This window comes from Bradyrhizobium sp. URHC0002 (genome assembly GCF_054059515.1).
Window position 1 is genome coordinate 1,418,446 of record NZ_JBSSCF010000001.1, and the last position, 21,153, is coordinate 1,439,598.

Sequence of the window (21,153 nt, forward strand, 5' to 3'; positions counted from 1 at the left end):
CATTGCGAGCCACCCGGTCGGCGCGAAGCGCCGCCGGATGACAGGCTCCGCGAAGCAATCCATCTCTCCCCGCGCCGAGGCGTGGATTGCTTCGCATCGCTCGCAATGACGGCGGAGAGGTCACCCCGCCGCGTTCTCGATCAACCGCCGATAAAACCGGATCATGTCGGCATAGCCTTCGACGGGAAGGCGCTCATTGGTGCCGTGAAAACGCTTCAGATCTTCCGAATTGGCGCGCACCGGCGAGAAGCGAAAAATCGTGTCGGTAATCCCTGTGTAGTGGCGCGAGTCGGTGGCGGCCACCATCAGGCCAGGTGCGACGATCACGTCCGGATAGATTTCCCGGATGGTGCGGTTGAGCATTTGGAACGACGGACTTGCGGTCGCCGTCACCGGCGGCGGGTCGGTATTGCCGGGAAACGGCTTGATCGAAATGCGATCGTTGGCGATCGTCCCGCGTACGTGATCGATCACACTCTTCTGCGTGTCGCCGGGAATCAGGCGGAAATTGACCGTCGCCTCGGCATTGCCGGGCAGTACGTTATCCTTGTCGCCGGCGTTGAAGATCGTCAGCGCCGTGGTGGTGCGCACCATCGCCTCGCTGGGCCCGCTATTTGCGAATTCGCGCAGCAATAGCGGCTTGAACAGCCAGAGGTTCGACAGCACCACGCGGTTGAAGCCGGACATCTCCGGCGCCAACGTGTCGAACATCTCCGCGACGGTAGAGCGGACCTGCATCGGCAAGCGGTGATCCTCCAGCCGCGCCAGCGCCGCGCTCATCATGCCGATCGCGGTATCGCGCGGCGGCATCGAGGAATGGCCGGGCACGGCCTGCGCGTTCAAGACCAGCGTGGCATAGCCCTTTTCGGCAACGCCGATCAGTGCCGCCGGCTTGTCGAGGCCCTTCATGATGCCTTCGGTGATCAACAGGCCCTCGTCGATCACGAAGTCGAGACGGATGCCGCGCGAGGCGAGCAGTGCCGCGATCGATTTGGCGCCGGCGGTGCCTGCGGTCTCTTCGTCATGACCAAATGCAAAATAGATCGTGCGCTTGGGGCGGAAGCCGGCCTTGGTCATGGCTTCGGCAGCCTCCAGGATGGAATAGAGGTTGCCCTTGTCGTCCCAGGAGCCGCGGCCCCAGATGAAGCCGTCTGATATTACGCCGTCATAGGGCGGCTGTTGCCAGTCCTTTTCGGTGCCTGGCGCCACCGGCACGACATCCTGATGCGCAAGGAACGCGATCGGCTGCGCCCTCGGGTCGGTGCCTGCCCAGGTGTAGAGCAGGCTGTAGCGACCGACGATTTCGCGTTTGACGGCGGCGTGAAATGCCGGAAAGCTCTTTTCGATATGGGCCTGCATGCCGCGCAGCGCTTCGGCATGCTGGTCGGGCTTTTCGTAACTCGAAATCGTCCGGAAGCGGATCGCTTCGGCCAGGCGCTTGGCCGCTGCCTGGGCGTCGACCTCGGCGCGCGGCACGGCCGCCACCTGCAGCTGCCGCGAACCGTGGGTGAGGGTGTTGAATGCCAATACGCTGGCGAGGAGGACGATAACGGCGATCGCGAGCAGCAGGATGTTGCGGATGATGCGGATCAGCCGGCGCATGGTGTTTCCCCCGTCATTGCGAGCGTAGCGAAGCAATCCATGGCGAAACAAGCGGTAAAATGGATTGCTTCGTCGCTTCCGCGCAAAATTGCTTTGCAATTTTGTCGCGAGCTCCCTTGCGCAACCGTTTCGCGTTTGCCGCAGGCAATGACGGCCTTGGGGCGCCTACTTCTTCTTCGCCCGTTCGATGCCTTCCAGGATCAGCCGGCGGGCGTCCTCGGCGTCGCCCCAGCGCAGTACCTTCACCCATTTGCCCTTTTCGAGATCCTTGTAGTGCTCGAAGAAGTGCTGGATCTGCTGCAGCGTGATGTCGGGGAGGTCGCTGTAGGTTTTGACCTTGTCGTAACGCTGGGTCAGCTTCGAGGAAGGCACCGCGATGATCTTCTCGTCGCCGCCGGCCTCGTCTTCCATCAGCAATACGCCGACGGGGCGAACGCTCATCACGGCGCCCGGCACGATCGCACGGGTATTGGCGACGAGCACGTCGCAGGGGTCGCCGTCGCCGGACAGCGTGTGCGGGATGAACCCGTAATTGCCGGGATAGCGCATCGCCGTATAGAGGAAGCGGTCGACCACCAGCGTGCCGGCTTCCTTGTCCATCTCATATTTGATCGGCTCGCCGCCAACGGGCACTTCGATGATGACGTTGACGTCGTGCGGCGGATTTACTCCGATCGGGATGGCGTCAATACGCATGTCAGACTCCGCTTTGCGTTAAGGGCACGCCTGGAAATCAGGCACGCGTCAGGGTCCGTTTAAACCCGCAGCAAAGCAGGGGAAAGCCTCAATTAGGCTCAATTGGTCCAGGCGAAAGCGACCTTGTCGAGCGACTTGGGGCCGAACTTCTCCGAGGAGCGTGCCACCATGCGGCCGCCGAGCGCGCGGTAGAATTCCGTCGCGGGATCGTTGTCGGATAGCGCCCAGATCACCATGCTCTTCAGCCCGCTCTGCATCAGATCGCGCCGGGCTGATGTGAAGAGGCGGCGGCCGAAGCCGAGGCCCTGAAATTCCGGACGCAGATAGAGCTCGTAGATCTCGCCCTCGAAATGCAGGCTGCGAGCACGGTTGCGGCCGTAATTAGCGTAGCCTGCGACCTTGTCGCCGAACACCAGCACGCTGACGCGGCTACCCTTGCGGATCGCGCTGTCCCACCATTGCGGGCCGCGACGGTTAATGAGTTTCTCGAGCTCGGCGCCGGGAATGATACCCTGATAGGCGGACCGCCAGGCTTCATCATGGGTAGACGCCACCGCGGCTGCATCCGCAGCCTTGGCCGGTCGAACCTCTATCAGGGTTGTGCTCATGAGCTAATCAAAGCAAGTCGGCGGGCCGGCTTCAAGGTCCATCGTTAATTATCGGTTAACCTGTGGATTTCCTGCATCAGTTTTACGGTCGTATGTATCGAAAGAGGACAACGGTGCTGTCCTTAACCGGTATTTGCCGATGATTGCGGGCGAAATGGTTGTCAGAATCATCGAGGGAAACGCCTCCCCAAATTCCGTTCACGGAAAAATGCGCTGGATTTGATTCGCCGGCGGTATTCTGTTGGTGACCTCGGATTGCGCCCTCCCTCGGCTGTGTCGGACCCCTCATGCATCCGCCAAACCTGCTTTTTGCGCTGGTTCTCGTTGTCGCGCTCGGTGTGAAGGCCGCATCCGCGCAGCCTGCCCTTGGCGCGCAAGGTGCGGAGGGCGAGCCTCACCGGCTGCAGCAATGGCTGGTACCGTCTCCCGATCCCGTCACCGCGGCGCATGCGGTGCTGTTTCGGCCGCCCGGCGAGGGGCCGTTTCCGCTTGCCGTGATCGCGCACGCCACCACCCAAAACGTGCTGCGACGAGCGCAAATGCCGCAGCCCGAATACCGCGCGCTCGCCGCCTGGCTGGTGGCGCGCGGTTTTGCCGTGCTGGTCCCCGAGCGTCCGGGCCATGGCGCGACGGGCGGAAAATACCTCGAAGATCAAGGCGGCTGCGACGAGGCTGACTACGCCAAATCTGGCCGCGTCACGGCGGATGAGATCGCTGCCGCAGCCGGCCTTCTGCGCAAGCAACCCTTCATCCGCCCCGAGGGCATGGTCGTGACCGGTCATTCGGCCGGCGCCTGGGGCGCGCTGGCGCTGGCCAGCGAAGATCCAAAGGACATTGCCGCCATCGTCGCGTTCGCGCCGGGGCGCGGCGGGCATGCCAATGATTTTCCCAACCGGGTCTGCGCGCCGCATACGCTGATGGCCGCGGCGGGCGAGTTCGGCAAGGCCGCGCGCGTGAAGGTGACCTGGCTGGTGGCCGCCAATGACAGCTATTTCTCGCCTGCGCTGTCGCGCCAAATGGTCGACGCGTTTCGGGGCGCCGGTGGCAAGGCCGATTTTCGGGTGCTGCCGGCTTATGGCAGCGAGGGGCACTGGCTGGTGGAAACCGAGGGTGGGGTAAAACTGGCGGCAAGCGAACTCGATCGCGCCCTGAAGGCGCGATTGCCAACCTCGGCGAAGAAGCGATGACGCTATATTTCCTCGTCAAATACCTGCATGTAACAGGCGCGATCGTCATTCTCGGCACCGGCGCGGGTATCGCGTTTTTCATGCTGATGGCCCATCGCAGCCGGGACGCGGCCTTCATCGCGCGGACGGCCGCGACCGTCGTGATCGCGGACATGCTGTTCACGCTGACGGCGGTGCTGCTGCAGCCGGTGAGCGGCGGCGTGCTGATGTGGCTGTCCTCTACCGCGTGGAGCGAACGCTGGCTGGTGACCTCGCTCGGGCTCTATGCGGTCGCCGGGCTGTTCTGGGTGCCGGTCATCTTCATGCAGATCGAAATGCGTGATCTCGCGGCCAAGGCGGCTGAGCAGAACCAGAAGTTGCCGCCGCGCTATTTCGCACTTTTCCACCGCTGGTTTCTGTTCGGGATTCCCGGTTTTGGCGCTGTCATGGCTATTCTCTGGTTGATGATCGCCAAACCGCTTTAGGCAAGCATGAACGCCGGTAATCGAAAAATCCTCGTGCTCGGCGCCTCCGGCCTGATCGGCCGCTTCGTGACCGACGACCTGCGCGCACGGGGATTTTCCGTAGTGGGCGTTGCCCGAAGATTATCCGCCTCGCAGAAGAGCGGGCCGCTCGATCTCGAACTGCCGGTCATGTCGATGGAAGCAGCCACGCTGGCGCGGCTGCTGCGCGATCACCGCATCGATGTCGTCGTCAATTGCCTCGGCGTGCTGCAGGACGGCCCCGGCAGCGACACCGCCGCCGTGCATCGCGATTTCGTCGCGCGGTTGTTGCAGGCGATCCGCGACAGCGACCGTGCGATCCGGCTGGTGCATATCTCGATTCCCGGCACGCCCGAGTCCGACCGCACCGCCTTCAGCACCACCAAACGCGAGGCCGAGCGGCTGATCGCGGAATCCGGCATCGCGTTCACGATCCTGCGGCCGGGCTTCGTGGTGGCGCTTGCGGCCTATGGCGGCAGCGCGATGGTGCGCTCGCTGGCGGCGTTTCCGCTCGATCTTCCGGCCACTGAGCGGGCTGCGCCCTTCCAGCCGGTCGCCATGGAAGACATTGCCGCGACCATCGCCTGGCTTGCGGCGCGCGATCCCGGCGAGGCGAACGCTGTGACGTGGGACCTGATGCAGGAGCAGCCGGTCACGCTCGGTGACGTGATCGATCAATTCCGCGAGGTGTTCGGCACCGGCAGATGGTGGCGCGTCGTCGTGCCGGCGTTCCTGCTCGATCTCGGCGCCCGGCTCGGCGATCTCGCAAACCGGCTCGGCTGGATGCCGCCGATGCGAACCACGGCAATCGCGGAGCTGCGCCGGGGCGTCAGCGGCGATCCCGCCGACTGGATGGCCGCGACCGGCATCGTGCCGAAGCGCATTGAACAGACGGCCGGAAAACGCCCGGCGACCATTCAGGACAAATGGTTTGCCCGGCTGTTCCCTATCAAGGCGCTGATGATCGCAAGCCTCGTGGTGTTCTGGGTCGTCTCGGGCTTCATTGCGCTGGTGATTTCCTATGACGCCGCGGCCGGGATTTTGAGCAGCCACGGCTTTCCGCCGTGGCTGGTTGCCCCCATCACCATCGGCACCAGCCTGATGGATATGAGCATCGGCGTGCTGATCGCGTTCCGCCGCACCGCGGCATTGGGGCTGATGGCGGGCATCGTCGCGTCGCTCGGCTATATGCTCGGCGCCGCGATCCTGACGCCGGACCTATGGTTCGAGCCGCTCGGCGCGCTGGTGAAGACCGGCCCCGCCGTCGTGCTGATGCTGGTGGCGCTGCTGACGCTGGATAATAGATAGCGTCTTAAGAAAACACGTGAAACAAAGAGTGTGCATGAGCCATTGGCCTGACGATGACGTGATCCTCTACGACGGCGTCTGCATCTTCTGCTCGCGCTGGGTCCGCTTCGTCGCCACGCGTGACGTCGCGCGAAAATTCCGCTTCACCGCGATCCAGTCACCCTACGGCACGCGGCTGGCGCAGGCGTTCGGGATCGATCCCGATGATCCCGACACCAATGCCGTGGTGCATGGCGGGGTGGCGTGGCTGAAATCCGACGCGGCGTTAACCGTGCTGAGCCTGTTGCCGGGATGGGGCTGGGTACGAATCCTGTTCGCCGTGCCGAAGCCGCTGCGCGACGTGCTCTACAGCCTCGTTGCGCGCAATCGGTACCGGATTTTCGGGAAGTATGACGAGTGCTTCGTGCCGGATGCGGAGATGCGGGCGCGGGTGATGGAGTAAGGACGGAAGTCGCCTCACCCGTCATTGCCTGCGACAAACGCGAAGTGTTTGCGCAAGGGAGCGAAGCGACGAAGCAATCCATCTCTCACCTTGCCGCGGCATGGATTGCTTCGCTTCGCTCGCAATGACGATGCGGGGGCTCACCGCTTAGCCTGGGTAGCCAACACTTCTCCCGCCGCTCTTTCCCCGCTGTCCCTCGCCCCATGCGCGGTCGAGAAGAACCCCGGCGACGTCGCTTCTCCCGCAAAGAACAATCGCCCATCGACGGGCGCGGCCAGTATTGCCCGATCCCCCGCGTGCCCCGGCAGCGCGTGCGAATACGAACCGCGTGCGAAGGGATCATGGGCCCAGCGCGATTCCGCCAGCGGCTTCAGCTTGCGGCGAAAATCGTTGCCGAGGATCGAGACGATCTCGTTGATGCTCTCCGCGGCGAGGGCGCCTTCGCCGGCGTCTTCCAGCGATTGCGCAAAACGGCCGCCGAAAAAACCTTCGATGCAGGGCTGGCCGAACGGGCGGATGTGATACGTGCCCATTGCGGTGCGCATGGTGGCGGCGCGCAGATTGCCTTCCTTTGGCAGCGCCTCCGGCTCGTCCAAAGCGAGCGTCACCTTGTCGGCGAGGCCGAGCGGCAGGCCGCGCGCGGCGTCGACTTTTGCCGGCAAGGGCGGATGAAAGCGGATGGCCTCGTCGGCGATCAAATTGGTCGGCACGGTGACGATGACCTTGTCGGCGGTCAGCGTGCCTCGCGACGTCTCGATGCGGACGCGCTTTCCGGAGTGATCGATCAGCGTCACCTCGCAATTGAGCGCGAGCGGACATGTCGCGCCATAGGCGGCAATCAGCGCGCCATAGCCGCGCCGGATGCGCCAGTTGAGGTCGGTATCCTCATAGGCATCCATGTCGAGAAGGGAGACGGAATCGAGTTCGCAGCCATTGATGTAGGTCGAGATCGCATCGATCATCGGGTTCCAGCGGTTGCCGGGTTCAAGGCAAACATTGGCGGGGCCGTCGCGGCCGCTCTGTTCAGCCTCGATCGCGGCCTGCTCGGCACGATCGTAGAACGCGTTCAGCGCGCGGATGAAATCGTCGCGGTCGTCCTGCGGAAACGCCTTGCCATAGGCGCGGTCGCGCCAGGGCGGCAGCGACTTGTTGATTTCGAAATTCAGTTGTTCGGCGATTTTGACGAAGGAATTTTCGTCCGCCGAATGCAGCCAGCCGCAGCCGACGTCGAATGGTGACGTCAGGCGAGGCCATGATGGTGTGCGCCCGGCCGCCGACGCGGTCGCGCGCTTCCAGCACGAGGACAGAGAGGCCGGAATTCTTCAGCGCATTCGCGGCGCCGAGGCCGGCGGCGCCGGCGCCGATGATGGCGACATCGACTGAGGAGGGGAGGGAAGACATGCCCTTGCCTCTAGCATGTTCGTTTTGCACGCTAAAGCCACCCTAAGCATGGCTGTCATCACCCGCGGAAGCGGGTGATCCAGTATTCCAGAGGCATTCGTGATGACTCGAGAGGCCGCGGCGTACTGGATGCCCCGCCTTCGCGGGGCATGACAGGACTGGCTTACGCCACCGCTTCCTTGGCCTTTTCCGCGCGCTTGCGGTCGTTGGCGTCCAAAAACTTCTTGCGCAGGCGGATCGACTTCGGGGTCACTTCGACCAATTCGTCGTCCTCGATATAGGCCAGCGCCTTTTCCAGCGTCATCCGGATCGGCGGCGTCAGGCGCACCGCTTCGTCCTTGGAGGTGGTGCGGATGTTGGTGAGCTGCTTGCCCTTGAGCACATTGATCTCGAGGTCGTTGTCGCGGGTGTGCTCGCCGACGATCATGCCCTTGTAGACCTTCCAGCCCGGCTCGATCATCATCGGGCCGCGGTCTTCCAGTTTGAACATCGCGTAAGCCACCGCTTCGCCCTGATCGTTGGAGATCAAGACGCCGTTGCGGCGGCCCTGGATGTCGCCCTTGTAGGGTGCGTAGCCGTGGAACAGGCGGTTCATGATCGCGGTGCCGCGGGTGTCGGTCAGCAGTTCGCCCTGGTAGCCAATCAGGCCGCGGGTCGGCGCGTAGAACACCAGCCGCAGGCGGTTGCCGCCGGAGGGGCGCATCTCGATCATCTCGGCCTTGCGCTCGCTCATCTTCTGCACGACGACGCCGGAATGCTCCTCGTCGACGTCGATCACGACTTCCTCGATCGGCTCCTTCCACTGGCCGGTGGCCTCGTCCTTCTGCAGCACCACGCGGGGACGCGACACCGAGAGTTCAAAACCTTCGCGGCGCATGGTCTCGATCAGGATCGCGAGCTGCAATTCGCCGCGGCCGGAGACTTCCATCGCATCCTTGTCGGTGGCCTCGACCACGCGCAGCGCGACATTGCCCTCGGCTTCGCGCAGCAGGCGGTCGCGGATCATGCGGGAGGTCACCTTGTCGCCTTCGGTGCCGGCGAGCGGCGAGTTGTTGACGATGAACGACATCGAAACCGTCGGCGGATCGATCGGCTGCGCCACCAGCGGCGTCTCGACCGTGGGATCGCAGAAGGTGTCGGCGACGGTGCCCTTGGTGAGGCCCGCGATGGCGACGATGTCGCCGGCGTCGGCTTCCTCAAGCGGGGTGCGTTCGATGCCGCGGAAGGCGAGGATCTTGGTGATGCGGCCTTGCTCGATCGTCTTGCCGTCGGCGCCGAGCACCTTCACGGCCTGGTTCGGCTTGATCGAACCCGAGGAGATGCGGCCGGTGATGATGCGGCCGAGATAGGGGTTGGCTTCGAGAATGGTGCCGATCATCCGGAACGGGCCTTCCTCGACGGTCGGCGGCGCGACGTGGCGCACGATCAGGTCGAACAGCGGCTGCATGCCGGCGTCGTGGGAGCCATCCGGGCTGTCGGCCATCCAGCCCTGCTTGGCCGATCCGTACAGAATCGGGAAATCGAGCTGCTCCTCGCTGGCGTCCAGCGCCGCGAACAGGTCGAACACCTCGTTGATGACTTCGGTCGGCCGCGCGTCGGGACGGTCGACCTTGTTGATGACCACGATCGGCTTCAGCCCGACCTTGAGCGCCTTGGAGACCACGAACTTGGTTTGCGGCAGCGGACCTTCGGCCGCGTCGACCAGCACCAGCGCGCCGTCCACCATGTTCAGGATGCGCTCGACCTCGCCGCCGAAATCGGCGTGGCCGGGGGTGTCGACGATGTTGATGCGGGTGTCCTTCCACTGCACCGAGGCGGCCTTGGCCAGAATGGTGATGCCGCGCTCGCGCTCCAGATCGTTGGAGTCCATCGCGCGCTCCGTCACCTTCTGGTTCTCGCGATAGGTGCCGGATTGCTGCAGTAGGCGGTCAACCAGCGTGGTCTTGCCGTGGTCGACGTGGGCGATGATGGCGACGTTACGAAGGTTCATGGCTCTTCTTCTGGTCGTGCAAAGGTGGATGCGCGATCTCACCGGAAAACCGGGACCCACTTTTCCGGATCGCGCTCTAAAACCTGGAATACTGGCGCGTGATGACGCTTCTTCGAACCGTCATCCCGCTCCGTCTATTTTGTTTGAGCAAGATCTTTTCGGAAAACCGTTACTCACTTTTCCGGATCATGCTCCGGGGGCGCTTTCCCCCCAAAAAGGAAGCCCGGCCAAAAGGACCGGGCACACCTTACGCGTTGCGGCGCAATATATTCAGAAAACACCAAAAAACAATGGTTTGTTTGGCATTTGGTTAGCTGATTTTGGACGCCTCGCCGGCCTTAATTGCCCTTTTCGGGGTCGGGATAGACCCCCCGCAAGACCTCTTCGAAGTGGGCCTTGACCGCCTCGTTGCACCGGCAGGACCGGTTTCGCATGGCCTCGGGGTTACGGACCAGGATCGAGCCACGCCGGGTCTCCAGCGTACCTTCCGCCTTGAAGGTCTGAATGACCCGGCTGGTATAGGAGCGGCCGACCCCGAGCAGGGTCGCCAATTGCTCATGGGTCAGCGGCACGACCTCGTCGCCGTCGGCGCGTTCCATCGCCGAAACGATCCATTTCGCCGTGCGCTGCTCGATCGAATGGATGGCATTGCAGGCGGTGGACTGGAAGATCTGGGCCAGCATGCAGTCGGCGTAACGGGCGAAAATATTGCTCAGGGTAAGTGATTTCGACTTCGCCGCCTCGAGCTTGCCGACCGGCAGCCGCACGAACGGTCCGGCGAATTTGACGGTGATGCGGGTATAGGCGGGGAGATAGCCCTGGCTGACGATGCCCCCGACGGCGCCTTCGCGGCCGATCAGGATGGTTTCGACATCGCGGCCGTCCTCGTTGGTCACCATGTAGGACACGAGGCTGGGACCGCAGGGGAAGTGCACGGTCTCGACGTGGTCGCCGGGGCTGTAGAGCAGGTCGTTCGGAGCGGCGTCGGCCGGGACGAGGTGCGGTTCGATCAACCCGAAATCGGCGTCGTTCAGGCGGCGCAGCAGATTGTTGAACGGGCGCCCGCCGGTCGTGTCATCCTGTTTCGAAATCATTGAGGTTCCCGTTCCCGCCAGAGCACAATAATCGATCCGATCTCGTTTATGTGTTCACTAGTGGACAGACGATAGAACTAACATGTGGTGGTTTCAGTTCCGGAACCGGCGATGCGCTTGACGGGCGTCGGCTGGTCTTGCGCCTTCCGCGGCTTCGGCCTGGACCTCTGATCAAATGCTGAACCTTGAACTGGCGAGAAACATGGACACCGCCTCCTCCGACGCCATGCCCAACGATGTGCTGGTCGTCGAAGACGATCCAATCATCGCGCTCGATTTCGAAGACACGATTTTGGGGTTTGGCGTGAAGACGGTGCGGACCGCCGCGAACGTGGCCAAAGCGCTCGACATGATCGCCGACCGGCCGCCGGAATTCGCGCTGCTCGATGTCAGCCTCATCCGCGAGAAGAGTTTTGCCGTGGCCGAACGGCTGGAGGCGCTCAAGATTCCGTTTGCCTTCGTTACCGGCTATGGCGCCGACGCCCGGCTTCCGGCGGCATTCGCGGCAAAGCCGCGGCTGCCCAAGCCCTATTCGACCGATGCGCTGCGGGTGCTCCTGAAGAACGGCTGCAGCAGGCCTTGAGCGGTCGCGGCCGTCGCAACAGCTACACCGGCTCAACTACACAGGCTCAACTACACAGGCTTGGGATCGAGCGTGGTCGACCACAGCGCCACGTCGGCGCGGTCGCGCAAGGTCACGGTCATCTGCCCGCTGGCGCCGTCGATCCTGACGTGGCCGAAGAACTGCATGCCGGCCGATGGCGGCAGGTTCTGTTTGTCGAGCCCCGGCGCCTTGATGAACTTCACCTCGGGACCGAAGGTGTTGTCGAGTTCGTTCGGGCCGAACGTGCCGGCGTGCAGTGGCCCGGCGACGAACTCCCAGAACGGGTCGAACTCTTGAAATTGCGCCTTGTCGGGATTGTAGTAGTGCGCGGCCGCGTAGTGCACATCTGCCGTCAGCCACACGGTGTTGACCACGCCTGATGTCTTGATGAAACGCAGGAGGTCGGCGATCTCCAGTTCGCGGCCGCGCGGCGGCCCGTCGCCCTGCGCAACGGCCTCCGAGCCCTTCTTGTTGGGTGCATCGTCATAAACGATGATGCTGAGCGGCATGTCGGATGCGATCACCTTCCAGGTGGCGCGCGAATTCATCAGCCCCCGCTTCAGCCAGGCGAGTTGGGCCGGCCCGAGAAAGAAGCTTTCCGGCCCATAGGCCGTCTCCTGGTTCGCTCCATTTGGGCCGCGATAGCTGCGCTCGTCGAGCATGAACACGTCGAGATGCGGGCCGTAATTCAGCGTGCGATAGACCCGTCCCGGCTCCGCGATGCTCTCGCGCATCGGATACATTTCGTGGAACGCGCGCGCCGCGCGGGCGGCGAGCAGGCTGATGTTGCGTTCCTTGTAGGCTGCGGGCAATTCTTTGGAAATCGACCAGTTGTTGGTGACTTCGTGGTCGTCCCATTGCACAAAGACCGGCACTTCGGCGTTGAACGCGCGCAAATGCTCGTCCATGAAATTGTACTTGTGGGCGGCGCGGAATTCGTCGAGCGTTTCGGCGACCTTCGCCTTCTCTGGGGTAGTGAGATTCTTCCAGACCTTGCCGTCTGGAAGCGTCACCTCGCTCTTGATCGGTCCGTCGGCATAGACGGTGTCGCCGGAGTGCAGCAGGAAATCCGGGTGATGCTTGCGCATGGTGGCGAAGGTGAACATGCCGCCGTCGTCAGGGTTGATGCCCCAGCCCTGTCCGGCAACGTCGCCACCCCAGACGAAACTGACGTCGCGGCGATCGGCCGGCGCGGTGCGGAAACGTCCGACCACGGGCTCGCTTTCGATGCCGATATGCGCGAGGTCGCGAAACCGGACACGGTAGAAAATCTCCTGTCCGGCAGGCAGGTTTTCCAGCAGCATTTTCGCGGTGAAGTCGCTTTCGGGCAGTGCCGCGATCGGCGGCAAGGCCCGTGCGCCGGCAAAGGACTCCGACGTGGCGACTTCGACCAGCATTTGCGAGGGGCGGTCGGCGCGCGCCCACACCACGCCGCCATCAGCCCCGATATCGCCGGATTGCACGCCGGAGGTAACGACCGGCCGGTCGGCGGCGCGGCTGAGATAAGGCATTGCAAGGGCGCTGATGGCGCCGGCGCCTGCGGTGGCGAGGAAGCGGCGCCGCGAAATTCCGCGGTGATCATTGCGGGAAATCCTGAACGTCATGCGAGCCTCTTTCGGTTCTGGCGCGGGTGCGATGATAGCACCGACAGACCTAGAAAGAATTCATGACGGTTCGATTACCGGATTTGCAGATCAGGCGTTGCCGGCCGCGCGGAATTGCGCGCTCGCCCGTTGCAGGTTTTGCGGCATGCTCATCAACAGCGCCTTGCGGTCTGCCACCGCGTTGTGAAACTGCTCGATCGCGATGTTGAACGCGGTCAACGTGCCTTCCTCGATCGCGCCGTGCTCGAAGCATTGCAGCGTGTCGCGCAGAATGGCGTCCGCTTCGGACTGCATCTGGTCGAGTTCTTCGATCGAATCGCATTGGCGGGCGGCGGTCAGCATGTCGAGAAGCCGGTCGCGCTGCGAGGTGTTGACGCTGCGATCATCCTTCTTGAGATATCCCGCGAACCAGGCGCCGGCGGAACCCATCGCCGACAGCGCCATCAACGCCCACCAGATGTAATCGCTGTAACGGTCGAGGAAGGTTTTTTCCTCGCCGTCGACAAAGGCCGCGGCGCCGGGATGAACGGGGATCGTGGCGTCCTTGTCGGTATCGGGTGTTTCGATCTTGGCGGCCAGCGGAAATTCGTTCTTCAGCGTCTGGCGGATCGCAAACAACTGCCGCGTAAAGATGGCGACGGTCGATTCCGCAATACCCCTGCGCGCCACGATGTGGTGCGAGAAGCTGATCGTCTTGATCTCTTCCTCGGGTCGGCTCGGCGCGCTGCCAAAAGTTCCGGCCGGGATTTCGGAGGCCTCGTAGGCGGGATGGTTCTGCGCAATCGCCTCGGCCGAATCGATCGCGAGGAATTTCGGCGTGCCGCCGTCGCGCGCGGAGGCTGCGATCGCGTCCGTCGTGATCTTGCTGCTGACCGGGCCGGCGGCGAGATAGGCGTCCGCCTTCTGGTGACGAATGGCCTCGGCGGCCTCGTTGGCGGGGAACTGGACGATCTCAACCTTTGCCGGATCGACGCCGTATTGCCGCAGGATCACCTTGAGCAGATTGACGTTGGCCTCGGTGCGGCCGACGACGCCGATGCGGCGCCCGGTGAGCTGGCCGATTTTCGTGATGGCGGGCGCGGCCTTCTTTCCCTTGATCTTGACGGCCGGCGGCACCCACAGCACCACGACGTTCTTGCGCAGCGTCGCTACGGCCTGCGCATTCTTCGGCACATCGAGATCGCCCCTGATGATGGCAAGATCGGCCTTGCCTTCGCCGAGCAAATTGGCGCTCGCCAGCGCGCCATCGGTCTGCACCGGGCGGAGCCGGACCACGCTGTTTCGCTGGTTATTGAAGGCCTGCGTCAGGTTCTGAACGACCTTGAGGTCGTCGCTGTTGGCCGGGCCGACGGCGATCCGCAGGGTCACCGGTCGCATGGCGAAGTAATAGCCGGCGACCAGCGCGCCGACGATGGCCAGCGCGCCGGCCAGCGTGACGAATGTCAGCCGTTGTTTCGCGGATCGGGGCGAGGGTGGGGCCGGCTTTTCCGCAGAATGAGGGCCGTCGGTCATCAATCCCTGGATGGTCGTTGGAGGTGCAGTTCCACGCGGACGCCAACGCTCGTACCGCTAATTTAGCAAATTTGCCGCCGAACCGGGATTACATCTCCGTCATGGTTACCGGCGTCGCGGCCGCCATTGGACGCGCCTGGCGCCCCATCGGGGGCAGAGGGATCCCCGAAGCGGCCTTCGGTGTTAGGGTGGCGTACGCATCAAACGGGGAGGCGATCATGGCGGAACGGTTGTCGGCGGAAGCGCGGAACTCGGCGCTGGCGGAACTTTCCGGCTGGTCCGATACGCCTGGACGCGAGGCGATTGGGCGGACCTTCACCTTCAAGGATTTCAACGAAGCCTTCGGATTCATGTCCCGCGCGGCCCTGGTCGCGGAAAAGAGCGACCATCATCCGGAATGGAAGAACGTCTACAAGACGGTGGAAGTGGTGCTGGCGACCCACGACGCCGGCGGCGTCACCCGGCTCGACATCGATCTGGCCAAAGCGATGAATGCGATCGCGAGGCAATTTGGCGTCACCTGAATCGGCGCGGCCCGCGATCTTGCAGGGCGGGGCGGACATCCCCAATTCTTGAATCATACAGTCGGCCGCGGCGATCTGCCGCGCCGGGTTCCGAGGAGCGCCGCGATGGCATCGTCCGATCACACCGTGGGTTTCGAACCGGCCGACCGGCTGGCGCAGGACCGTGAAAGCGTGCGCCGTCGCTTCTGGACCAAGTTCAAGCAGGTGGTGGCGCAGCTTCCCTTCGCCGAAGACCTGCTCGCAGCCTATTACTGTGCGTTCGACAAGCAGACGCCGCGCCACGTGCAGGCGGCGCTGCTCGGCGCCGTCGCCTATTTCATCCTGCCGTTCGATTTCATGCCGGACATGCTGCCGCTGCTCGGCTTTACCGACGATGCCGCTGTCCTGGCCACCGCTCTGCGCCTGGTCGCGGGCCACATCACGCAGGAGCATCGCGATGCCGCCCGCGCTGCGCTGAAGCGCGGGATCCACACTGCTGAAGCGACGGATTGAATAGCGAAGAGCCCCGTTCGATCGGAACGGGGCTCTGGATTTTTGATTTGACGCGTTTTCTCTAGCGCTGCGCCGGCGGGTGAGGAACCTGCGCCCTCGCGCCTCGCTCGGCTTCCCAGGCCTGGAACTGCTTGAACAGGGTTTCCCTGTCCGCGTCCGTCTTGACGCTGGCCGCGGTCGCCGGGCTCTGTTTCAGGAATTCATCGAACCTGTTGCGCGTCACGGCCTCGACGTTGTGGCTCTTGAGCCATTGCTCGGCGACCGGCAGCCGCTGCCAGTCGGGCAACGGCGTCGACAGCGAGACCTCCTTCCACTTCGGGTGGAAGGGCGGGTTCTGGAACGTCGGGAACTTCGTGAAAAACGCATCCACGAACAGCGACAGCTTGCGATAGCGGTCGGTATTGGGCGCCCAGTTATACGCGGCGAGCACCGCAGGCACGGCGATGGTATCGACCTTCTGGCCTTCCGCGATCAGGTTGGGATAGTCTTTCGACGTCAACGTCGCGGGCAGATAGTCGGTCTGCAGCGGCCGCGAATATTCGACCGGAACCAGATGGAAGCGGTCGTCGCTGAAGGCGCTGACCGATTTATAGGGCTTGCCGCCGACGGCAATCACCGCGTCGATCTCGCCGGCCCGCATTTTTTCCATCGCGATGCGTTGTTCGATGTAGAGGAAATTCGGCTTGAGGCCGAGCCGTTCGAACACGATCGCGGCGGTCACGAAGGTGCCGCCGTTGGGAAGGTCGACGCTGACCTTCTTGCCGTTGAGCTGACTGATGTTGGTGACCGACTTCGACGAGATGACGTACATCTCTTCATTGTAGAGCTTGGTCACGTAGGTGAACTGCTTCTTGATGTCCTTCGCGAAGCCCTTTTTCTCGAGATAGTCGAGCGTATCGGCTCGCACGATGCCGAGGTCGACGCCCTGCAGGAAAAGGATGTCGGCGACGCTCTGCACAGAACCGCGCCCGACGATCGGAAGTACGCGCAACTTGTTTCCGTCGTCGAGCACGGAAGCGAGATCGGCACCGAACTGCACGTAGGTGCCGCCGATCGTTCCCGAGATCAGCGTGACTGTGTTGGCGTTCAGCGCCTGCTTGGTGGCGACCGAACCGAACTGAAAAATTGCCTTCAGGCTCTCGCTAACCTTGGCCGGATCGTATTCCGTCTCAGCGGCCTTCGCCGCCGTAGTATTGCATGCCACTGTCATGGCAAGCATTGCCATTCCCAGTAAGTGTCGCATTGGGTTCCTTTTGCGCTGGTCTTGAGTATTTAACTAGTTCTGCAATTGGCCGAGTCGCCGCTTCGCGTCGGCCGAACCGAGTTGGGCCGCCTTCTGGTACCAAACCTTCGCCGCCGCTGGGTCAGGTGTGACGCTCCGCAAATCCTGGCTGCCCAGCACCTGCGGATCAAACGTTCCCGCCAGCATCAGCGCGGCTTCCGCCTCCTGCGCGTCCGCGGCCCGTTCGAGCAGCAGTCGGGCGGAGGTGATGTCGCCGATCGCAAGCAGGTTCTTCGCTCGCTTCAGCAGCGCGGCAAGCTCGTCCGGATCGACGCGCCTTGCCGGAACCGCCTCACGCGTCACCGGAACGGGCTCACGAACCGCCGGAGCAGTCGCGACAACCGGGGCCGCCGGACTAATCGCAGCGACGACTTCGCGGGACGCTTCGCGCGCCACCGGCTCAGGCACTGCGACCTTGTTGCCCTTGAGTGCGCTCTGATAGGCGGCGGCAATTTCGTCACGCGACGGCGATGCCGACGCCACCGCGTTGGGCTGCGTCCGGCGGGCGGCCGCAACCTCCGCACCGGTCGGTTCGGCGGCCAGCGGCGGCGCGGCAATGCGCGGCGACTGCGCGGGTTCCGGCACGGCCGCAGCAAGCTGAGCGGGCGGCGGCGCACTGCCGCCACCACCGCCGAGCGAGGCGTTGAAGATGACGGCGCGCGTCGAATCGATGGAAAACAGCGCGAGAACGGCCGCGATCGCCGACACCACCACGACGCCGGTTACGATGCGCCCCGCGCGCGCTTTCTTCAGCCCGCCGCTGCCGAAGCGTCGGTTGCCGCCGGCGAAAGTATATTCGGAAAGCTGCTGATGGGACTCCTCCTCGTAGTTGGAGAGGAAAAGCGGTACCGCCTCGTGTGGCGGGAGCTCCTCCGGCAGCACATCCGTCCGCTCAAACGACAGCGCAAAGGGCTGCTCGTATTGAGGTTGCTCGTATTGGGGCTGCTCATACTGAGGTTGCAGCTCATGCTGCGGCTCATATCGCAGCTGCGCTCGTAGCTGCTCGTATCGAGATTGATCGGCTTCATACAACCGAGGATCGCTGATGGCTTCGTCGAACCGGTCAAACGGATCTCTTGACTGGGTCGGTCTGGTATTCTCCGCCATGGTGATTTTCCCCACTACTGAACGCAACAACGGGCGTCCCCTGCACCTACTTCTTGCTCTTGCTGTCGTACAGGAGCCCCTTAACACATGGTTAAAGTCGCACACGGAATGGGTTCAAAAAACGACGGTGGAGGCGGCGAATTGGGAGATATCTTGGTAAGATTGAGGCGAAGAAGCGGCATCAGAGGATTTTGGAACACGCATTGTTACCGAATATTATCTCGGTGACGTGACATTGGAGGCATTCGTCACATTGCGACACAGCTCTGCGGCCCGCGTATCGCACGGGCCGTTAGCGCTTATAGAAGCGGACGACAATTCAACAGATGATCCGGCATCTCCTCTCAGGGATGCAGGATCACCTTGCCCATCGCCTGGCGGCCGGCGAGCACCTTCAGCGCTTCGGCGGTTTGCGCCAGCGGAAAAGTGCGATCGACATGCGAGGAGATCTTGCCTTCCGCAGTCCACCTCACGAGCTTTTCCAAATTGGCGCGGTTCTTCTCGGGATTGACCCTGGTCCACGCGCCCCAGAACACCCCGCGGATGTCGCAGCCCTTGAGCAGCGCGAGGTTGAGCGGCATCTTCGGAATGTCGCCCGCGGCGAAGCCGATCACCAGGAAGCGACCTTCCCAGGCAATCGAACGCAATGCGGCTTCGGCGTACGTGCCGCCGACCGGATCGAAGATGATGTCGACGCCCTTGCCGCCCGTGAGCCGGCGCAAGCCCTCCTTCAGGTCTTCCTTGCTGTAGTTCAGCGTCAGCTCGGCGCCATGGGCTTTGGCAAATTCGAGCTTCTCGTCCGACGATGCGCAGGCGATCACCTTCAGGCCCATCAGCTTGCCGAGTTCGCAGGCCGCAAGTCCGGTGCCGCCGGCCGCGCCCAGCACCGCAAGCGTCTCACCGGGCTTCGGGCTGGCGCGGTCTTCCAGCGCGTGCAGCGCCGTGCCGTAGATGATGATGATGCCTGCGGCGCGATCGAAATCCAGATTGTCTGGAATTTTCACAATAGAGCTTGCGGGCAACGCGATCTTTTCGCGCGCGCCATTGTGGCCGCAGGACGCCACCACGCGGTCGCCGACCTTCAGGTCGGTGACCCCGGCGCCGACGCTTTCGATCACGCCGGCAACTTCGGCCGCCGGCGAAAACGGGAACGGCGGCTTGATCTGGTACTTGCCCTGGATCATCAGGATGTCGAAGAAGTTCAGCGCCGCGGCCTTGATCGCAATCACGGCCTGTCCCGGTTCGGCCACCGGATCTGGCACGTCGGCGAGCACGAGGTCGTCGGGTTGGCAATATTGCGAGCAGAGAATGGCTTTCATGGGCGCACCTGATTTTTCGGGCCGAGAGTATAAGAGGCTGGCAACTTCTTGCCGGATTTGAAGCCGGGCTACAATCCGATTCGGATGCATGGCTTCATGGTGGTTCAAGGGGATTCAAACGATGTTTGAAAAGGGCCTGCTGGCGGGAAAGCGGATATTGGTCACCGGTGGCGGTTCGGGGCTCGGGGCTGCGATGGGGCACCGCTTCGTCGAGCTCGGCGCCGAGCTGATCATTTGCGGCCGCCGGCTCGAATTGCTGGAGACGACGGCGGCGGGGATGCGCAGCGAACTCGGCGGCAAGGTTGGCGTGGTCGGCTGCGATATCCGCGACAGCGTGGCGGTCGATGCCATGATGGAAGACATTTGGCGCGAGGCGCCGCTCGATGTGCTGGTCAACAATGCCGCCGCGACCTTCATCGCGCAGACGGAACATCTGTCGTCGCGGGCGGCGGATGCGATCCTGGCGCCGACACTGCACGGTACAATGTATTGCACGCTCGCCGCGGGCCGGCGGTGGATCGAAGCCAAGCACAGCGGCGTGGTGCTGAGCATCCTCTCGACCTCGACGATCACCGGCCGCGCCTTCACGGTGCCTTCGGCGATGGCGAAATCCGCGGTGCTCGCGATGACCAAAAGCCTTGCGGTGGAATGGGGACCCAAGGGTGTGCGCACGGTCGCGATCGCGCCCGGCGCGTTTCCGACGCCGGGGGCTTCCGGCCAACTCCGCCCCGAGGGCCGCGACGAAGGCTGGGCGCAACGCAATCCGCTTGGCCGCGCCGGCGAGCATGGCGAACTTGCCGACCTGGCAAGCTTTCTGATTTCGGATCGGGCCGGTTACATCAATGGCGAGATGGTGGTGCAGGATGGCGGCGCGCATTTGCGAAGTTCCGGTGCCGAGGATCTGTTGCAATGGACCGATGCGCAGTGGCAAAAGCAGCGCGAAGCTCGTCCCAAGGGCTGAAACCAAAGCCTGCGTTTTGATTCGCCAAACGGAGTCAAAGGACCTTGCGACGAAGCGCCGCCACAGCGGTGAGCAACGCTGCAACTGCCTTCCCAAAAAAGCATTTCCCGGCTATCCATCCCCCGGCGGCGCGATGCGCTCTCGGGCCATCTTCCAGTCACAATGATGAGGGAACCAGTTGTCCGTGTTGCGAATACTGACATTTCTGGTTGCGATTGCGGCGTTGTGTGGGGTGTCATCCCTCGCGCAAGCACAGGGCACTGCGTCGAAGGGCGCCAAGGATGCGGCCAAGTCTGCGCCTGCGCCCGCGGCAAAGCCGACGGCCAAACCTGCGGAACCTGCCGCCGCGGCAGCCGCCGGCGGTGCGGAGCCCACCTTGATCGGTCAGTTCGGTACCTGGGGCGCTTACACGGCGACACCGAACGGCAGGAAGGTTTGCTTTGCGTTGGCGAAGCCGTCGTCATCTAAAACCAATCCGCCGAATCGTCCGCGCGATCCCGCCTACGCTTTCGTCTCGACGCGTCCGGCCGAAAGAGTCGTCAACGAAGTTTCGATCATGATCGGATACGCGCTGAAGCCGGGTTCGGAATCGTCTCTCGAGGTCGGCGGCTCGGCCTATGCGATGTATACCCAGGGCGACGGGCTCTGGATCAAGAACGCCGCGGAGGAAGAGCAGATGGTCAGCGCCATGCGCAAATCCGCCGAAGTCACCGTCAAGGGCGTTTCAGCCAAGGGCACCGAGACCACGGACGTCTTCTCGCTGAAGGGGCTGGCCCAGGCGCTCGACCGGCTGGCGCAGGATTGCAAGCGCTAGGCCCGTTTAAGCCCCAGAATGACGTTGTTTGCGGGCCCTGGAAGGCCTATTTGAGTGCTACTTTGTAGGATGGGCAAAGGCGCTGTCGTCGTGCCCACCGTTAACGCTTGTGGTGGGCGCGCTT

20 protein-coding genes and 1 pseudogene are annotated in these 21,153 nt (G+C 63.3%); 9 read left to right on the forward strand and 12 right to left on the reverse strand.

Annotated elements, in window-relative coordinates; all coding sequences use genetic code 11:
• Positions 1–120: 120 nt before the first annotated feature.
• From ACVWVY_RS06775 to ACVWVY_RS06785, 3 genes are all read right to left on the reverse strand, one after another.
• On the reverse strand, positions 121–1,602 hold the full coding sequence (locus ACVWVY_RS06775) for a M20 family peptidase (RefSeq protein WP_456625648.1): 1,482 nt from the start codon (positions 1,600–1,602) through the stop codon (positions 121–123).
• Positions 1,603–1,767: 165 nt separating this feature from the next.
• Positions 1,768–2,298, reverse strand: coding sequence for an inorganic diphosphatase (gene ppa, locus ACVWVY_RS06780; protein ID WP_456625649.1), 531 nt, complete (start codon positions 2,296–2,298; stop codon positions 1,768–1,770).
• 98 nt (positions 2,299–2,396) lie between these two features.
• Positions 2,397–2,906 carry an N-acetyltransferase family protein gene (locus ACVWVY_RS06785; RefSeq protein ID WP_456625650.1) on the reverse strand — a complete coding sequence of 170 codons (510 nt, stop codon included), beginning with the start codon at positions 2,904–2,906 and terminating at the stop codon, positions 2,397–2,399.
• A gap of 287 nt (positions 2,907–3,193) precedes the next feature.
• Between ACVWVY_RS06785 and ACVWVY_RS06790 the strand changes: the two genes are divergently transcribed.
• Genes ACVWVY_RS06790 through ACVWVY_RS06805 form a run of 4 tightly spaced genes read left to right on the forward strand, consistent with a single transcriptional unit; the run spans position 3,194 to position 6,325 of the window.
• Positions 3,194–4,093, forward strand: a complete 900-nt coding sequence (locus ACVWVY_RS06790; RefSeq protein ID WP_456625651.1) for an alpha/beta hydrolase family protein — start codon at positions 3,194–3,196, stop codon at positions 4,091–4,093.
• Positions 4,090–4,557: a DUF2269 family protein gene (locus ACVWVY_RS06795; protein ID WP_456625652.1), complete on the forward strand. Its 468-nt coding sequence runs from the start codon at positions 4,090–4,092 to the stop codon at positions 4,555–4,557. The genes ACVWVY_RS06790 and ACVWVY_RS06795 overlap by 4 nt, the downstream gene beginning before the upstream one ends.
• Positions 4,558–4,563: 6 nt before the next feature.
• Complete coding sequence (locus ACVWVY_RS06800) at positions 4,564–5,883, forward strand: SDR family oxidoreductase (RefSeq protein ID WP_456625653.1); 1,320 nt, start codon at positions 4,564–4,566, stop codon at positions 5,881–5,883.
• Positions 5,884–5,917: 34 nt separating this feature from the next.
• Positions 5,918–6,325 (forward strand): thiol-disulfide oxidoreductase DCC family protein, encoded by a 408-nt coding sequence (locus ACVWVY_RS06805; RefSeq protein WP_456625654.1) that lies wholly within the window; start codon positions 5,918–5,920, stop codon positions 6,323–6,325.
• A gap of 140 nt (positions 6,326–6,465) precedes the next feature.
• Here the strand turns inward: ACVWVY_RS06805 and ACVWVY_RS06810 are convergent, their stop codons facing one another.
• The 4 genes and pseudogenes from ACVWVY_RS06810 to ACVWVY_RS06825 form a co-directional block, all read right to left on the reverse strand.
• Positions 6,466–7,632: a flavin monoamine oxidase family protein gene (locus ACVWVY_RS06810; RefSeq protein WP_456632122.1), complete on the reverse strand. Its 1,167-nt coding sequence runs from the start codon at positions 7,630–7,632 to the stop codon at positions 6,466–6,468.
• A pseudogene (locus ACVWVY_RS06815) lies at positions 7,544–7,726 on the reverse strand (FAD-dependent oxidoreductase); the annotation flags it as partial. The gene ACVWVY_RS06810 and the pseudogene ACVWVY_RS06815, both read right to left, overlap by 89 nt.
• A gap of 163 nt (positions 7,727–7,889) precedes the next feature.
• On the reverse strand, positions 7,890–9,716 hold the full coding sequence (gene typA / locus ACVWVY_RS06820) for a translational GTPase TypA (RefSeq protein WP_456625655.1): 1,827 nt from the start codon (positions 9,714–9,716) through the stop codon (positions 7,890–7,892).
• A gap of 338 nt (positions 9,717–10,054) precedes the next feature.
• The gene (locus ACVWVY_RS06825; RefSeq protein WP_456625656.1) at positions 10,055–10,810 is read right to left on the reverse strand and encodes a Crp/Fnr family transcriptional regulator; all 756 of its coding nucleotides are present in this window, start codon (positions 10,808–10,810) and stop codon (positions 10,055–10,057) included.
• A 202-nt stretch (positions 10,811–11,012) separates the two neighbouring features.
• Between ACVWVY_RS06825 and ACVWVY_RS06830 the strand changes: the two genes are divergently transcribed.
• Positions 11,013–11,393 carry a response regulator gene (locus tag ACVWVY_RS06830; protein WP_456625657.1) on the forward strand — a complete coding sequence of 127 codons (381 nt, stop codon included), beginning with the start codon at positions 11,013–11,015 and terminating at the stop codon, positions 11,391–11,393.
• A gap of 50 nt (positions 11,394–11,443) precedes the next feature.
• Here the strand turns inward: ACVWVY_RS06830 and ACVWVY_RS06835 are convergent, their stop codons facing one another.
• Positions 11,444–13,018, reverse strand: a complete 1,575-nt coding sequence (locus ACVWVY_RS06835; protein ID WP_456625658.1) for an alkaline phosphatase D family protein — start codon at positions 13,016–13,018, stop codon at positions 11,444–11,446.
• 90 nt (positions 13,019–13,108) lie between these two features.
• The gene (locus ACVWVY_RS06840) at positions 13,109–14,530 is read right to left on the reverse strand and encodes a TAXI family TRAP transporter solute-binding subunit (RefSeq protein ID WP_456625659.1); all 1,422 of its coding nucleotides are present in this window, start codon (positions 14,528–14,530) and stop codon (positions 13,109–13,111) included.
• Positions 14,531–14,748: 218 nt separating this feature from the next.
• Here ACVWVY_RS06840 and ACVWVY_RS06845 point away from each other — a divergent pair, with 218 nt between their 5' ends.
• Positions 14,749–15,054 (forward strand): 4a-hydroxytetrahydrobiopterin dehydratase, encoded by a 306-nt coding sequence (locus ACVWVY_RS06845; RefSeq protein WP_456632123.1) that lies wholly within the window; start codon positions 14,749–14,751, stop codon positions 15,052–15,054.
• A gap of 105 nt (positions 15,055–15,159) precedes the next feature.
• Positions 15,160–15,546: a YkvA family protein gene (locus ACVWVY_RS06850; RefSeq protein ID WP_456625660.1), complete on the forward strand. Its 387-nt coding sequence runs from the start codon at positions 15,160–15,162 to the stop codon at positions 15,544–15,546.
• Between the two features lie 61 nt (positions 15,547–15,607).
• On the opposite strand, the gene ACVWVY_RS06855 is transcribed toward ACVWVY_RS06850, so the two are convergent.
• The 3 genes from ACVWVY_RS06855 to ACVWVY_RS06865 form a co-directional block, all read right to left on the reverse strand.
• Complete coding sequence (locus tag ACVWVY_RS06855; protein WP_456625661.1) at positions 15,608–16,789, reverse strand: TAXI family TRAP transporter solute-binding subunit; 1,182 nt, start codon at positions 16,787–16,789, stop codon at positions 15,608–15,610.
• A gap of 33 nt (positions 16,790–16,822) precedes the next feature.
• Positions 16,823–17,935, reverse strand: a complete 1,113-nt coding sequence (locus tag ACVWVY_RS06860) for a hypothetical protein (RefSeq protein ID WP_456625662.1) — start codon at positions 17,933–17,935, stop codon at positions 16,823–16,825.
• A 344-nt stretch (positions 17,936–18,279) separates the two neighbouring features.
• On the reverse strand, positions 18,280–19,254 hold the full coding sequence (locus ACVWVY_RS06865) for an NADPH:quinone oxidoreductase family protein (RefSeq protein WP_456625663.1): 975 nt from the start codon (positions 19,252–19,254) through the stop codon (positions 18,280–18,282).
• A gap of 121 nt (positions 19,255–19,375) precedes the next feature.
• Here ACVWVY_RS06865 and ACVWVY_RS06870 point away from each other — a divergent pair, with 121 nt between their 5' ends.
• The gene (locus tag ACVWVY_RS06870) at positions 19,376–20,215 is read left to right on the forward strand and encodes an SDR family oxidoreductase (RefSeq protein ID WP_456625664.1); all 840 of its coding nucleotides are present in this window, start codon (positions 19,376–19,378) and stop codon (positions 20,213–20,215) included.
• Between the two features lie 205 nt (positions 20,216–20,420).
• Positions 20,421–21,029 (forward strand): invasion associated locus B family protein, encoded by a 609-nt coding sequence (locus ACVWVY_RS06875; protein WP_456632124.1) that lies wholly within the window; start codon positions 20,421–20,423, stop codon positions 21,027–21,029.
• The last annotated feature ends 124 nt before the right edge of the window (positions 21,030–21,153 follow it).